At 32.8% G+C, this 15,992-nt stretch carries 7 protein-coding genes; all 7 read left to right on the forward strand.

Features of this window, described 5'->3' with window-relative positions; genetic code table 11:
• Positions 1–403 precede the first annotated feature (403 nt).
• The 7 genes from ACRBBL_RS18840 to ACRBBL_RS18870 all read left to right on the forward strand — a co-directional run bounded on the left by ACRBBL_RS18840 (position 404) and on the right by ACRBBL_RS18870 (position 15,889).
• The gene (locus ACRBBL_RS18840; protein WP_431370634.1) at positions 404–2,803 is read left to right on the forward strand and encodes a hypothetical protein; all 2,400 of its coding nucleotides are present in this window, start codon (positions 404–406) and stop codon (positions 2,801–2,803) included.
• Positions 2,796–5,438: a hypothetical protein gene (locus ACRBBL_RS18845; protein WP_431370635.1), complete on the forward strand. Its 2,643-nt coding sequence runs from the start codon at positions 2,796–2,798 to the stop codon at positions 5,436–5,438. Before ACRBBL_RS18840 ends, ACRBBL_RS18845 begins: the two co-directional genes overlap by 8 nt.
• Positions 5,439–5,456: 18 nt before the next feature.
• On the forward strand, positions 5,457–8,156 hold the full coding sequence (locus ACRBBL_RS18850; RefSeq protein WP_431370636.1) for a hypothetical protein: 2,700 nt from the start codon (positions 5,457–5,459) through the stop codon (positions 8,154–8,156).
• A gap of 14 nt (positions 8,157–8,170) precedes the next feature.
• On the forward strand, positions 8,171–13,408 hold the full coding sequence (locus ACRBBL_RS18855; RefSeq protein WP_431370637.1) for a hypothetical protein: 5,238 nt from the start codon (positions 8,171–8,173) through the stop codon (positions 13,406–13,408).
• Positions 13,409–13,453: 45 nt separating this feature from the next.
• Positions 13,454–13,906, forward strand: coding sequence for a hypothetical protein (locus tag ACRBBL_RS18860; RefSeq protein ID WP_431370638.1), 453 nt, complete (start codon positions 13,454–13,456; stop codon positions 13,904–13,906).
• 108 nt (positions 13,907–14,014) lie between these two features.
• A complete protein-coding gene (locus tag ACRBBL_RS18865; protein WP_431370639.1) occupies positions 14,015–14,425 on the forward strand; it encodes a hypothetical protein in 411 nt (136 codons plus the stop codon).
• 57 nt (positions 14,426–14,482) lie between these two features.
• Positions 14,483–15,889, forward strand: a complete 1,407-nt coding sequence (locus ACRBBL_RS18870) for a hypothetical protein (RefSeq protein ID WP_431370640.1) — start codon at positions 14,483–14,485, stop codon at positions 15,887–15,889.
• Positions 15,890–15,992: the final 103 nt, after the last annotated feature.

Here is a 15,992-nt window from a genome sequence, read left to right on the forward strand (position 1 = left end):
ATAACACCATCATTTTTAGAAGGCATATTTGTCTTAAAAGTTCGTGAATTTAAAATTATTTTTTACCTGAAAATATAAAATGAATGTATATTTTGAGTTTTTCTAAATAAATTTTGTTCCAAAAAAGCTATATACTCAATACTATTTTTTCTATTAAAAGTCTAAAAAAAATTCAATAAGGGAAACCGTAAAACTTCATGTATTAATTGTTTTAAATTTGAGATAAAATAATCCTAATTAATTACGTTATAAGTGTACGATCATACACCCGAATGACTCAATAAATTTAACATTAAAAACATTTTCTTATATTTAGTTCAGATTCGTATTACATGAAGTCTAAAGTACAAGATATAAGCGAACTCTTAATCCAAAAATTTAAATTATAAAACCGCTGAATTTAATGTACAAATCTCTTAGAATAGTTGCTTTACTTTTAGTGTATTGCATGTCTACTTCTGTATGCAAAGCTCAAGATGTTGATTCGCTAGGAAATTTGTGGATTTTCACCTTAGATAAAAGCAGATCGATGACCGATAAAGGTTTGGGCTTTAAAGACTATGTTTTTAAGAAACTTTTAGATAAGAAACTCTATTCTGAAATAGATTTCACTAAAGATCAATTTATCTTTTATAATAGTGGTGTTGTATATATGCCTGGCAAATCATTTGTTCCTAGCAAAGTGCCAGCATATTTAAAAGGAGAAAATCGAAGAAGTGCCAATTTCCGCGATCGCTTTATTAGAAAAGCTACTAAAAAATCAACTCCGTATACATTTGAAAACGCAGGTATTTTTGAACGACGTTTTAAAGCAATGTATGGCGTTTGGAATACTAAAAACTTTCCGTATGCAACTTCGTTTGTATCATTAATTCAACCGTTGACACTGGCTTCTTTTTTGGAAGATTATAAAGATTTGAATTTACGCAATTACAATAAAATCATATTGTGCAGTATTACTGATGATGCCGATCAAACCGATCAATGGTTGCAAGATTATAAAACGATTCGAAAGTTTGTTCCCAACAAACAAAAAGAAATCGACAGTACATTAAGTGCGCTTATTTACAGTCCGTTTAATGTAAATAGTAAAGGTCGTGGTGCGTTTTCAGCGGTCTTTCCTCCTATTGAAAAAAATGGAAAACCAAAACTTTTTGCGTATGCATATACTACAAGACAAGGTTTGTTACAACCAGCACAAACTACTTCAGCCATTGAAATTAATACGCCAGAAAGCGATGCTATCGAATTAAAGATAAATTCAGAAATAACTAAGAATCATTTGGTAAAGTTAGATTCTATTCTTGTAAATGATGAATTACTACCACTTTCTTATCCTATCGTTCTAAAAAAAGATAGCATTCAAAAAATTCCTGTCGTGTTAAATAGTGTATTTGCCAACACAGTTTCACTTCGCGGAATTGGACAACAAATGTATAGGGATGATTTATTGGGTGAGCGCATTCATAAAATACGCATTCATGAAGAACATACTAATGTATATGCAGCCAACTCTCCACTAAATCGAACAACACTCTATAAAATTGGAGCCATTCTATTAGGATTATTGGTATTATGGATTGCATATATCATTTACAAGTTACATCTACCAAAATGTATTATAATTGGTCCATCGGGAGAAACCACAATTATTAAAAATGGTTTTAAACGTTCTGAAAAGAAGAAAAAAATCCAATACGCAGGATTCACCAAAGAACATGACACTATTACAACTGTACAACTCAAAAATCATTTTATAACAAACCAACAGTTAGCAGTTGATACTTCATCCTCAAAAAAATGGGTTACAGTAATTTCTAAGAAGAACGTATTATTTATAAATGATGTAGAAGTACACGTGTTTAAAAAAGGTGATACCAAGAACATTCAAGGTGTAGAAACCGAATATCACACAGAAATTCGAAAAAGATATGGTAAAAACTATACGATATACTTTATTCCATATCCAACAGTTGATACTGTGTTAAATTTCACCATGAAAGAAGATGCTTCTCAAAATGAGTACAATATTCTAGCTGCTGTGATTGAGCAAAATGTCCACAAAAGCTTAGAGACATTGCAAAATGAGCGAATGATTAGCGATTTATTTCTAAAAAATGATATTCCAACTACAGCAGATTATATACTGTTGTGTAACAAAATTCAAACCGATGACACTAGTCTATTATATATAAATGTCATTCGTCCATACAGCTTAAAAACATTTTTACCGATTCAGGTATTAAAGCACTATAAAATTAAATTGAATACAACTGATAATTTAGAAGAAATCATCAATCATGAATTGGCAGCCATAGAAAAAGAATTCAAACAGCAACAACATAAAAAAGTAAAACTGAAAGCGTATTATAGAAAAGAAAGCGATTCAAATCATTTAGTAGCGATTGAGTATCCGTTTTTCCCTGTAAATTTATCGCTTTGTTCTAAAGAAGATTACGCTACCAAAGTACAAGTAGCAATGTACAATTCAGTAACATATCACAAAGAAGCTGTAGAAAAAAATACATTGCGTATTAAAATGGAACGACCAAGCGATGCTACTATTGAACCCTATTCTATTCAATTACTTTGGCATCCGCACAGTGAAGTATATGACATGCATTTGACCGATAGAAAAGAATATGCGATCAATGGAGAAAATTACTTAGATATCGGAAATCCAGATACGATCACGCTTGACGTGACAAAAAATAATGACCAATATATCATAAAATGTCAAGGACACACGTTGCAAACAAACGTCCAAGATTATTTTTATAAATCAATATATACAAATGAATAATAGATTTTTGCCTATTAAAGTCGCCAACAAAGAATTATCGATCAATTTAAGTATTGATCCGAAGTCTTGGTATGATCCAGCGTTTGTAGTGGTAAATAGCAATAATAAATTGCTGCTTTCCATTCCTGAAAAAACGTCTATTATTCCAGAAACAAATCGTAAAACCTCCTTAAACCCTAGCGTTTTAAATGAACAACTGTTAGACGTTGATGGAGTTCCTGTGTGGGAAGTTACTATTGGTTTGGGAGATTATGCCGAAGATGCACAAGGAGAAATAGGTACGTATTTTACTGGAGAAACGAATAATGCTCGAAAACAAGGTTTAAAGCTCAACTTTACAGGAAATAGCATTCGAACTTTATCCGATTGGGGCGCAATTCATGTACATTTTACATATAAAGAAAAAGACGAAGAAATGCGTTTTGGTTCTTGCTATTTAATTGTAAGCAAAGAAGAAAACAAATTTGGTAGTTTAAATATTGATTTAGGATCAGAAGCTACACAAATGGCGTATTTACCTATTGAAAAACATTCGCCAGGTATTAGCCCAGTGGCAACAAATATTTCTATCATTAATGAAATCAAAAAAGGATACGCAGCACTTAACGTAGGTGATCATAAAACCGATTATATTCAACGTGACAAAACGGATGAAGATTTATACAAAACAGGGAAAATCATTTATAAAAAACAAGGAGCTTTATCTCCAAGTTATGACGATCCTTCATGTGTAATGGCTTTATTGTCCGATCGTACATTTCTCGATCCTACGCGTATTGCCAACTATAACCAAGCCAACAATGCAATGCTTTGGAATTGGAAAACGCACGAACGCGAATACACAGGAACTGCAAACGTATTGAACGAAAAGGAAACCTATCTTGAAAAAATTCAGGACAACTTAACAATGATTGGCAACTTGAAACTCGCGTACTTAGATCCTTCTGCTGGTATCAATATTGAGTTGGATGGCAAAGGAATGACAGGCGGAACCAAAAGTGAAGACAATCTGGTAGAACTCATCTCGTATATCTATCAAATTTTGATCGGAATTGGAACACGCGAAATGAAGAAAGGAAAAAATGCCTTGTTTATGCGTTTATTATTATTAATGCCAAATGTGTACGATCAAGATCGTGTGAATACTATTTTAAGGAGTCTGAATGAAAAATTCAATAAAAAATTCATAGAACAATATTTCACAAAACGCGGCAAAATAGAAATGGTAAAAACACCAATTGTCATCGAAGCTTTTGCTATTTCGGAAAGTGATGCTTCTTTAATTGGGTATTTGCGAAACAACTCATTACGAGTCGATAAAAAACGAGAAGACATTACTATCAACGATCGTTTTTTAATCATTGATGCCGGAAGAGGAACAATCGATTATTCAATTTTAGAATTTCAAGGAAGTGAATCCTATAGTTGTATAGATCGTGGTGGAATGGCTGGCGCAGGACAATATTTGACGAATATCTTCTTAAAAGCTGTCGGAAGTTTATTTACCGAAAAATATGGAAGTCCCGAAAAATATAGTGCATTCATTCAACGTGTAGATATGGTGCAAGCACTTGCCTTGGAAGAATTCTACGAGCGTTTAAAAATGAACTATTCCATAGAATATCATAAAAATATTGAAGAAGAACCTTTCTTTCAGCAGTTTTTACAACATATTGACAATGCTGATGATCGCCTCGCTATTGAAGTACTCCAAAAGAGTTTTGATCAGTTGGACAAAGACAATGCATGGGTTTTCACCTTAGACAGACCAAAGGATTTTATTGAAGCACAATCGCTGCATTTGGTAGAAGCACTCGTTGAAAATTTGGTGGAAGGAAATCAAGGTGCACTTATAACTGACATTAAATATATTGTACTAAGTGGTCGTGGAATGAAATTCGATTTATTCCGATCGCAACTGCAAACAACATTAGAAAAGCGCATCAAATACACACCAATAAAAAACTGGTTAGGAAAAGTGAAAGACTACAAATCTGTGATTTTTCCTGATTTTATGAGTTCGAAAGATTTAAAGAAAAAAGCCGTAAACCTAAAGCGTATTACCAACTTCTCCGTGAACTCAAACAGTAATTTATTGATTACGTTTGACAATGAATCGGAAAACAATTCGTTATTTTCTGGTGTAGACATCGATAAAGATCAGTTAAAACGATTCAATTATCACTATTCAGCAGACAGAAGTCAAAACAAAGATCATTCTGACGATGAAATTACGAGTATTTACTATTTAGGAATGCAATCGGATTTTGCCTTTTTATTACAAAGTGATGCAAATGCGTTTTATCCTGCACAAGCAGATAGATACAACGATTATAGAAACTTTTTAAATGATACACTCTTTGGACCAGGGAAATCTATGACTTCTGATCCAGAAATGTACAACCGATTTATCAAAGAAATCTCATACTTAGGAATCAACAAAACTGTACAGAAATCGAAACAGACAAATGTCGAATTTGAAATTCCTAAGAAAAAAGAATCAGAAACAATCATTTTGCCCGAAACTCAACAAAGAAAAGAAGAAGACAGTACTGAAAACTTCTTACTGACAACAAAAAAAGAAATAAAAGATAGCAACAATAAGAAAAGTTCTGGCGATCTTTTAGACGATTAAATTAATAAGCATACACCGATGATGAATAAAAAAACGCTAAATACCATACTTTACGCAGTAGTTTTACTCCTTTTTATCCTGTTGTTTATTTTTACAGGATCGTCAAAAAGTATAAGTAAACAGCTGAATTCCGCTTCTGCAGAACAAAGCATATCTAACGCTGAAGCTATTGAGAAGCTCCAATTAAAACCATACAACGAACTTCAAAACGAAGTTGCAGGTTTACAAGCAAAAGCAAACGATTCTACCAATGTGCTCTACTTTAAAAAAAGTGGAAAAACGGTAACTGTACAACTAATTGATAATAGTGGAACTGCTACACAACCTATTGTACTAACATTAAATGCTACCGATGCATATAACTTTAACTTCTCTGAATATAGCAACGGTAATTTTGCCATGCTTACAAACTCAAACATTGGAAATGTAGCATTAACAGCAAATTCCAAATGGACAGAAAGTAAATATGCTTCTGCAAACTTTCCAAAATTACTTGGTTGGAATGCCGCTTTCGCTGAAAAGTTTAAAACGCTTCGTAAACAAAAAGTAACTCAAAACAATGCAGAAGTAAATGCAAACAATACAAAATCTATTCATTTCTTTCTTTGGAGTACGATTGAATACATGAAATCTGAAAGCAAAGACAAATTTCATTACACAATAGCAAAAGACAACGAAAAATATACTGTTACTTCTGAATTCTTTGAATTTGATCATAAAGAGCCAAAAGTCAATCACAAAAATGACTCTATACAACAAATAAAAGACTACAAGGATAAATTCAAAAATGCAACTTTAAAAAGCTTTGTGTTTACAAAAAATGGTGCTGAACTTACATTGGTTGCAAACGATGAAACCATTTCAATTCCAATTCGTTCAGGCGATGCCACAAGCATTACTACTATTGGAAAAGTAGATCCGACAGTTGAAGAAACTACAAAAAAAGTCTTAGCGCCTATATTAACGAATTTGAAAAAAACGAATGCTTCCTTTAAAGATTGGAACCAAAATCAATACAAAAAAGAATCATTTTCTCAAGCGCTCGATTTACCTATTAGTACTTCCAGATGGAAACAATTTATAGCAGTAAACAAAGCGGAAGATTTGTTTGACTTCTTTATGGAAACCATTGCTTTTCAGCTAGATGAAACCAATAACAACACTGTAACGCTTGAAGCCAATACCATTTCGCATGAAACTACTAGTACACTTTCTACTGTTGGAAATTCGCTACTCACACGTTTATTGCTCGGATTAGGAGTCTTGACTTCGTTGTTTTTATTGGTGAAAGAAAATGTATTCAACAAAACTAAAGTTGAAACTGAAAGCGAAGTTGAAGCCGAGACTGAAGATAGAACGATTGGAAATGTACAAGAACGTGAGGTAGTTACAGAAACTCCGAAACCTACAAAAACAGACGCAGAAATCATTCAACAGAAACTAAACGGCATCAACTCATTGCATGAAGTTTCTAAACTTCCGTGGAAATCTGGTGTAGATAAGGAATTGAGATTTTTAATCGAACATCAAGAAACTTCTAAAAAGATAATTTCCGCAAAGGACAAAGATGAAACTGCTTTTCTTAAGACATTAAAAGAAGTATATCCTTCACAAATAGAAAAATTAGCTTCACAAAAAGAGAATGCTGAATTGTGGAATGCATTTACTTCAATAAAAGATAAAGGTGAGCTCAAAAGTTTCTTAAAAAAGAAAAAAGAAGTCATTAAAGGATTGCCAAATCTATTAGAAATTGGTTTTAAATATGAATCTATTGACAATGCTAAAACATTTGCAGAAGCATTGAAAATACTGGAACAAGACAAGAAATTCAAAAAAGATGTAGAAGTATTATTGAAACTGAAAGAAAAATATCCGAACGATTCAATTGATACAATTATTACTGCTACGTTGAGTAGTAATTCGAGTTTACGAAACGGTGCCGACAAAGCGAATTCTATTAGTGAGTTGCTGCAACACCTAAATACTTGGTATAAATCCTTTAGTAATAGAGATTCTAAATGGAAACCTGTCATTGACGATATTTCTAAAAAACAACAAGCAGTTCAAACAGAAAGTAACACGCCTGATAAATTACATAAGATTGAAGAAGCATACAATTTGGTTTTCAACGGAAAAGAAAAGAACACCGAAAAATTGTTATCGCTACTAAAAGAAACAAAACAAAAACTGCAACAAGACAGTTTACAACAAGTTGAAGCTGTAAAAAAAGTTTCCGCAGACAAAATTCAAATGGCAGAAAAAACCGCTTCCGATCAAATTGCAACTATCAAATCGCAAGCAAAACAAGCCTATGAAGCGTTGGAAGTTTCTAAGAAAGCGACTGACAATAACAATAAATTAGCCGAAAAGTACTTTGCAAACTTGTACGATCCGCATATCAAAGAATTCCAAAACAAAGCACGCGATTTTGACAATGCAGAATTAACGAAACGTTTAGCTTTTATTGCGTTTAACGCGATGGATTTGGCAAAATTTGTCAATGATAATTGGAGTGCAGACAACAAAACAGAAGGTAATATTCGACGAATTTTAAAGAGAGAATCGCTTACAGAAGTTCCAAAAGAAAACTTTGATCCAAATACGGCAACGAGTTATATAAACACCATTGTGGCGTTTCTCCACAAAAACGGCGTCAACGAAATTGAACATTTGATTGACGGAATTGACATCAACGAAGAATTGAAAGGTTTACACTAAAAAAAGGAAATCCCATGCTCAGTTTTTATTTACTTTTCAGTATTGTATGCTTGCTTGCAGTCTTGCTATTTTCGTCGTCACAAAACAACGGAAAAAAGATCATGCTGTTTTCGCTTACAGCATTATTAATAGTAAGCGTGTGGGTTTTGGCGCGTTATATTCGATCGAGCGATACAGAGTTCTATAAAAATGTAGAAACACATGCTATAGAACATTTAGGCTACGATTTTTCCAATACACACGAGTTAAATTTGATGAATGCAGACAAACCTGCAAACGCCTTATTTGATGAAGAACAAGGGAAATTTACCATCAAAGTAGATTCAACAAATACAGAAACACCTTTTGAACTCACCTATGAAGATTTAGGAAAACCGTTGTTGGTTTCTATAAATGATGCAGGAACAAACTATAAAATCGCGAATGAATCACTTCCTGTTTGGAATCCACAACAAGATTTAGACATTCCGTTTTCTAGCAATCGAAAATTATCTTGTTCTTATTATTTAAACGACAAAAAAGAGCATTTTTTCATTTTTAAATTTAATGAAAACATCAAAAATGGAGAACAAGTAATCGATACAATCAAACGCAGCAAACTTACTATTGGCTATCCGATATTGGATATGGTAGAAGCTAGTTTTGACATTGAATTGACCGAATCGGAAATTGAAACTTTAGAGGAAACTTATATTGTACGACATACCATTTACAGCAATCCTAGCGGAAAAACGGCTGCACCTTTACACTTGTACACAGGGAAATTGTTAGAGAAGGTAAAAAACGTACGTTTAAATTCGCAAACGCTACAACCACTTCCGAAACAGCAAAAAATTATACTGAAAGACAAAAGCTATTTCTACATCGGAATTGGTCAAAATAAAAGTAAAAAGTTACAAGTACACTACCAACCAAATCGTTCGCGACTCAATCATAAATCGCCTGTTCGTTATCCGTTATACTTCAATGATTCTATCGCTACGGCAGAATTGCTCATTTCCACTTCTGTAGATGATATCATAAAAAGTTCGCGCGAATACAGCGGAGTCATCAATTTTGAAGGAAGAAGCACCTTCAACAATCGATATCACATCAACGCGTCTTTAAAATATGCCATTGAAGATGGACAAACACAATTAAACGCGATTAAAATTGATAACAATTCGGGCGATCTCAAACTAGAAGAAATTCAAGAAAACCAACCGTTTGTACTCAAAACAAACACCAAAGCGGTTGATTATATCGTGCAAGTCAAAAACTACAATAACAACACCTTGACAAGCTGGTATTGGATTCCGTTTTTCATCTTGTGTATTGCGGCGCTATTCTTTTACTTTCTAATTCACAAATGGAGAAAAAGCATTGGCTTTTCAGGGAAAAGTGATGCTTCTGAAAGTAAATTACTCAATGCGCTCAAAATTGAATACACTATCTATTGGGTCATTACGGTTTTCTTAACCGTTCGTATTTATTTATTGTGGCGAATGTACGCGTTTCCGCCATTGGAAGACATTACCTTCTTTGAATTTCAAGAACTTCAAAACATGGCTTCTTTTACATGGAGCATCATTGCATTGATTGGATTCTTAGTATTCCGATTCGCGTATTTCTATATAAAAACACAAGAAATTCCAATTCCTTTTACGCATTTGCTAGAAGCATTTGTAGATAAAATCAACCTAAAATCGTTATACGTTAAAATTGGAATCCTTTTCGGAATTTGGATTGCAGTTTTCACCTTTTTATTTATAGCAAAAGTTGCCATCGGTTTTGTATTCATCTTGGCTTCCATCCTACTGCCGTTATTTACATTTATATATATTGACAGTAAAATTCCTGAAGATCCGAACGATTCTATTTGGACAATGTTTGGAAAACGTTTGATTAATTTCGGAATTTATGTTGGAATCTACTTGGCCTTTGATGCAGGGTTTTGTTTGATTGCACTTGCCATTGGTTCTTTTTACTTTTTGATAAAAAACACGTATTTCTTATTGAAACAGAAACCGTGGCGACGTAAAAAATATGCGATTCTCACAGGGTTTTATTTGTTCGTATTTTTCTGTGTATTCTTTGCACATTACATCATTCCGCAAATTCCAGGTTTAAAAAATGCAAGTAATGGGCGAATTGCCGCCAGAGGAAAAATTATTTACACAACACCTGGAGAAATGCTGTTGGATGCAGATTTTAATTCGACCAAAGCAAGACGTATTTTGTGGGCTTCTGAAAGTCATTGGTTTGCCAACAACCATTTGTATGAACGTGTAAAAAACAAAGCTGGGTATCATTTTCCAAATATTCGTACGCAGTACAATTCTAGAGGTGTGAGTCTTACGGTGCAAACACGAGAATTTGTCGTTTTACGTTATTTAATTTTTGAACATAATATTTGGTTGCCAATCTTATTAATCGCACATTTTTTAGCTCTATTACTCGTTGTAGGCTATTATTATTATCCGAAAAAGCACGCAGATCCAATTGACTACTTTAAAACCTTAGGCGCAGTTTCACTGTTTCTAATTTTAAGCATCATCATGTATTTGGTGTGTATCAATAGTGTCATTTTTATTGGGCAAGATTTTCCATTCTTAACCTTAACAGGAAAAGCAGCCATTGTAATTCCGTTTGTGTTAATTGGATATTTGATCTTTCATCTGAATTATAAAAACATTGAAAACGTACAACAAAAAGCACCTGCAAACATTCGAATTCCTGCTTTTGTCTTAACAACTGTACTTACGTTTATCATTGGTGGAAAAGTTTGGAGTGCAGTGAGCGCCATGGACGACCCGAATATGATTACGCATGAAGCAACACAGCCTGTTGAGCGATTGAAAGGCTTTGTAGATATTATGAATTCGGATTTTAAAACCATTCAAAAAGAATACAAACGTTCCAAGCGATTGGGAAGTTTAAATTACAAGCATATTCCTGAAATTTTAGATACTTACTTGGGCGATACTGAAGAAGCTCGATTTAAGAAAATTGACACAATGGTGAACAATTACGTGAAGCAACCACGAGACGCAAACTACTTAAAATCGGCACTAAAAAGTTTCGACATGAACGAAGCTAAAAATTTAGAACATATTTTACACATTCGTAAAAAACGTTATTCAGATCAGTTTGAATTTGTAGTGAATAGTAGTTATTACCGCATCAAACCTATTTTTGAAAGTTCGAAGGAAAATCCAGATTGGCGTGGCGATTTGTTAGCGATGGAAACTCCGAATCAATACTATTTGCAACCTGTACAGCAGAAAAAGCGTGATTCAATTTTTAAACGTGGACAACTCATTAACAGGCGTACCAAAGATTATGAACCTATTGCATTGGATAGAAAGTTGTTTGGAAGTGCGTTTGCAAAATCGAAACTCATCAAACTATATCGTGTGCCGAGCAAATGGCTCTTTACAGACGATGACGCTATTGTAGCAAAAATTAGCAACGAAAAGAAAGTAAAAGGCGTTACACTTTCAAACAGAACGCGCATTTACAAAAAAGATAATACGACTAGCTTTTCAGATTTCATTCTGAATAATGGAGATATTTTCAAAATTGAAGATTACAGACCATTACGCGTGAGCTATAACTCCGAGAGTTACTTAGCCTTAAACTACAATTATAATGGAAAGCAGCGTTTCTTCTATCCGTTAGGAAAAGGGATGATTTGGGCATATAATTATTCAAAATTATTAGAGAAAAATTATGAAAAAACGCCGCCAAAAGAAGCCAAAAGAGCTACGTTTGATTATCAATTGCAACAAGATTTATACGATTTAGCAATTAATAAAGAAATTCATGACGATTTCTTTTTAACGGTGATGGATGGCGAAGGACATGTGCGTGCAATGTTTGATTACAATCGTGGGAAAGAAAACTATAAAATCAACCCAAATGATTATAGAAAACTGAGTCAGATTTATGAAGAAATCTACTTTAATACACGACAAGAAGATTTAACATTAGGCACAAGAAATATTCGTAAAATGAATGCTTCTGGAGGATTTGGATCTACCATAAAACCTATTGTATACAGCGCAGTTACTTCACAGCAGAAACTTGATTGGAATGCTATCAAACTAAACAATATGTATAGTGATGAAATTTATTCTGCTCCAAAAAAGAAAAGTTTAAAAGGCGAACAAGTCAAGTATTTTGGGAACAAACGTTTGGTGGCACCTTGGCTGGAAGCTACTGGTGAGTTTAAAGGAGAAATAGACAACAAAACCTATATTTTAAAATCTAGAAACGCGTATAACGGAATTATGATGTTACTAGGTAGTTACTCCAACAAAAGACTTAAAAATTATAAAAAAGAAATTTTACGACCAGATTCAGATACGATTAAAATGCGCGAACGTTTCCCGAGACTTTTAATTGGAAAAAGGCATTATGTGCTTTCGGAAGATTTTTACGATAAGCTTCCTAGAGACTTGAATAGCACCGATTATGTATTGCGATCTGGACTAATTAATAATTTTAGTTTTGATACGTCTCGCGAGAAGCGAAATACACGCACCGATTCTTCGTATGTGGTTTTTAATAGTGAAAATAAAATCAATACATTTTACAAAACGGAAGAGTTATTTAGCAAAGCCATTCGAAATAGTAACTTTAACTATCAATGGGTTTTTCCTGAAAAGCAAGCATTTATTAAAAACTCTACTAATATTGCTGGAGAAGATTTAAGAAACAACATAATCAATCCTGCCAAAGGTGGAAGTCCTTTTGAGTTGACACAGTTAGGAATGCTAGAAAATGTTGTTCGCTTGTACAAACTAAATTCAAATGTAAAAGCTTCTGTACAAGAACAAAAAGATAGCACATATACAAAGGTAAATTTCGCCGTAAATGATTGGACAGATGCTGCCTATAAAGATTTTGTAAAGAAAAACATTTATGAAACAATGCACAATGTTCCTAAAAAAGGAACTGCGCAAGGTGTGTTTAAATACAAGAATACGTTTAAAGTTGAAAACACAAAAACAGAAGAAGAAGTCACGTTTTATATATATGCCAAAACAGGAACGCATAATAGCAAGAGAAATGAAGTCAATGATAAATCGTTGGTAGTCATTATTAGTGATGTCGATTTAACCTTGCCTACTTATGAAACTGAACCTAAATTGTACACGATGCTATTGACGATTAATAGTGTAAAAAACTCAGAATATCAGGCAAAACAGCGAAAACTCATTGACTTAATTGTAAACTCAGAATCCTTTAAATTGTATTATGATTTATGAAATGAGTCATCTATCTGACAAATTTCATAAAATAAAAAATTACTGATGAAAAAGAGAACTAAAAAAATAGATCCTATATTCAAAGTACTAGGAATAGTTGTCCTTGTAGCATTTACGGTAGGCGTTTGGGTTATTTGGAGTCATAGCATTAAAAAGAGTGATATAGAACTCAATGAAGATGTTGCTTTTGAAGCAAACCGAACTATTCTGAAAATGAAAAAAGATAGTTTAGTGGTGATTCTGAACAAATGGCAAGCTGAAAAACCGAAAAAGTTTACAAAAATAGCTACTGACGACGATTGGATTGTTTGGACTTACAATAAGCGTTATCAAGAAGGAATTATGCAAGAGATTTTTGGTGGTGAAGAAAGTTATAAAAGAGATTCTACCGTTTTTAAGAATGATGAGAAAAATTTACAATTGCGTTTCAAAGTACAAGCAGATACAGCCTATGTATATGTGCGTTTCATAACACAATATTATTCGGTTTTGGAATGATTTTTTGATATGGGAAATTTTGAAGATGTTCTATATTCATACTTCTTTTTTTGCTAACTTCAATTTTAAATACGAAGAGCCATATATTGACATGTTAGCATACACAAAATGAGTAAAAAAATAGTTCTTAAAAATAAGTATGATAGAGGTTTTATCAAAAAGACTGTAGAAACAAATGGTGAAACAGATTATGGTTATTCACTCAAAATAATTTCAGCACTTAAAACAGCTGATGAAATAGAAGAAATAATTGATTCTATAAAAAAAGCACAAGATAAGTCCTGGAATTCATTTGAAAAAGAAGATTCTTGTATATATGTAAGTCCAAAATCTGGAGGCTTTTTTATTATCGAGAACGGAATAGAAATAACTGACTATGAAGTTAAAAATGTAGTAGGTACTATTCCACTTTCAAGCTTTTTAAAAGCTGCAAAAGATTGGTTACAGTTTATAAAAACACGTCCTTTTGATGGTGAGAATTATTTTTTCGGGCATTTAAAAAGAATCATAAAAAATTAAAAATCAACTCCTTAACATTTAGATTTTTATATATAATGTTTTGAAAAAGAAATACTTATGACAAACACTTTCAAATTAATTCTAGGAATCTTAATCACTTCGTTCGTATTCACTAATTGCGCATCAGACGAAAAAAAGAAGAGAACTATTCCTGTCAATTCTATTGCAGAAATTACCACTGTACTTTCACCTACAGTAGAAAAATTTGAAGTAAAAGTAAACGAAGAAACCATTTTGAAAGGAAAAAAAGGAACTTCTATTTATATTCCTGCAAATACGTTTCAATTTGAAGATGGAACTACGCCAACTGCTGCTGTAACTATTGAAATCAAAGAATGTTATAGTCTTACAGACATGATTTTTGAAGATTTGCAAACGACTTCAAAAGATCAAATCCTTGAAACAAATGGAATGATTTATTTGAATGCAGAATCGAATGGAAAAAAGCTTTCTGTTAAAGAGGGAAAAGCGGTTGTTATAGGATTTCCTAAGAAAAATGCTGACAAAGAAATGGACTTATTTTATGAAGTACAATTGAATGACAGTACTAAAACTTGGATTCCAAATTATGAATTATTTGAGTTTACTGCTGAAAGGGCAGCAAATACTACAGATGGAGAAGGAGATAGTTTTTATAACATTGAATATCCAATTGAAATGACTGACGATTTATATTATTACGGATATTCACCTTATACATGGACATCGAGATTTGATCGTATACAATTTAAGGGAACTAATAAAACCATTATTGATTATATTGAGACTCTTAAAGATATTGACAGCACAGACGCCTATTTATTTTACAAAAATAATTGGTACATTAATTTAGATTTCAATATTGATAAAAATGGCAAAATGCATAATTTCAAGCCAAGATTTTATTCTGATGAAAAATATAATGAACAAGCGATAAAAATAACAACTGAATTGTTTAAATCGCTTCCTCTTATTGACTTAGACGAGAGTAACAGCGATTGGCGTTTTTCATTAGGTATTAGCTCTAAGCGTATGCTTAATAAAGAAAAGTTTAAACAAAAATTTAGAGAAAAATATGCCAATTACACAAATACGGCTATTGAAAAAATTGACCCAAATGCTTTAGAATATTATATGTTTTCAGCAACAGAAATGGGTTGGATAAATTGTGATCGATTTTGGGATGTTGATGCAAATGAAAAAACCGATTTTATTGTCAAAACAACGAATCCGAAAGAAACCAAAATTCGAATCATTTTTAAAGACATAAAAAGCATTATGACTGGAACGTATGAAAATGGCGTTTTGGTTTTTAAAAACATCCCGAAAGAGAAAGAGATTAAAGTGATAGGAATTAGTTATGCAAACGGAAAACCAACATTGTCAGTAGAAACGGCTACGACTGATACTGAAAATTTTGAACTCACAAATTTTAAAGAGTTTTCGCTTGATGAGTTGGAAACTGAATTGAATAGTTTGCAATAAAAAACGATAATTCCACGAATTCTATCCGATCTTTAGCTAAAAAACAATCTCCGTATAACAGTATTTTGTATATTTAGGTGAAAATCTCCCCAAGATAAATTTA

Origin of the sequence: Kordia sp., assembly GCF_050633145.1 — a bacterium.
GTDB lineage: Bacteria > Bacteroidota > Bacteroidia > Flavobacteriales > Flavobacteriaceae > Kordia.

Bases quoted from the DNA above. Each gene is read 5' to 3' on its own strand.
- ACRBBL_RS18840 (WP_431370634.1), top strand. From the start codon at position 404: ATGTACAAATCTCTTAGAATAGTTGCTTTACTTTTAGTGTATTGCATG.
- ACRBBL_RS18845 (WP_431370635.1), top strand. From the start codon at position 2,796: ATGAATAATAGATTTTTGCCTATTAAAGTCGCCAACAAAGAATTATCG.
- ACRBBL_RS18850 (WP_431370636.1), top strand. From the start codon at position 5,457: ATGATGAATAAAAAAACGCTAAATACCATACTTTACGCAGTAGTTTTA.
- ACRBBL_RS18855 (WP_431370637.1), top strand. From the start codon at position 8,171: ATGCTCAGTTTTTATTTACTTTTCAGTATTGTATGCTTGCTTGCAGTC.
- ACRBBL_RS18860 (WP_431370638.1), top strand. From the start codon at position 13,454: ATGAAAAAGAGAACTAAAAAAATAGATCCTATATTCAAAGTACTAGGA.
- ACRBBL_RS18865 (WP_431370639.1), top strand. From the start codon at position 14,015: ATGAGTAAAAAAATAGTTCTTAAAAATAAGTATGATAGAGGTTTTATC.
- ACRBBL_RS18870 (WP_431370640.1), top strand. From the start codon at position 14,483: ATGACAAACACTTTCAAATTAATTCTAGGAATCTTAATCACTTCGTTC.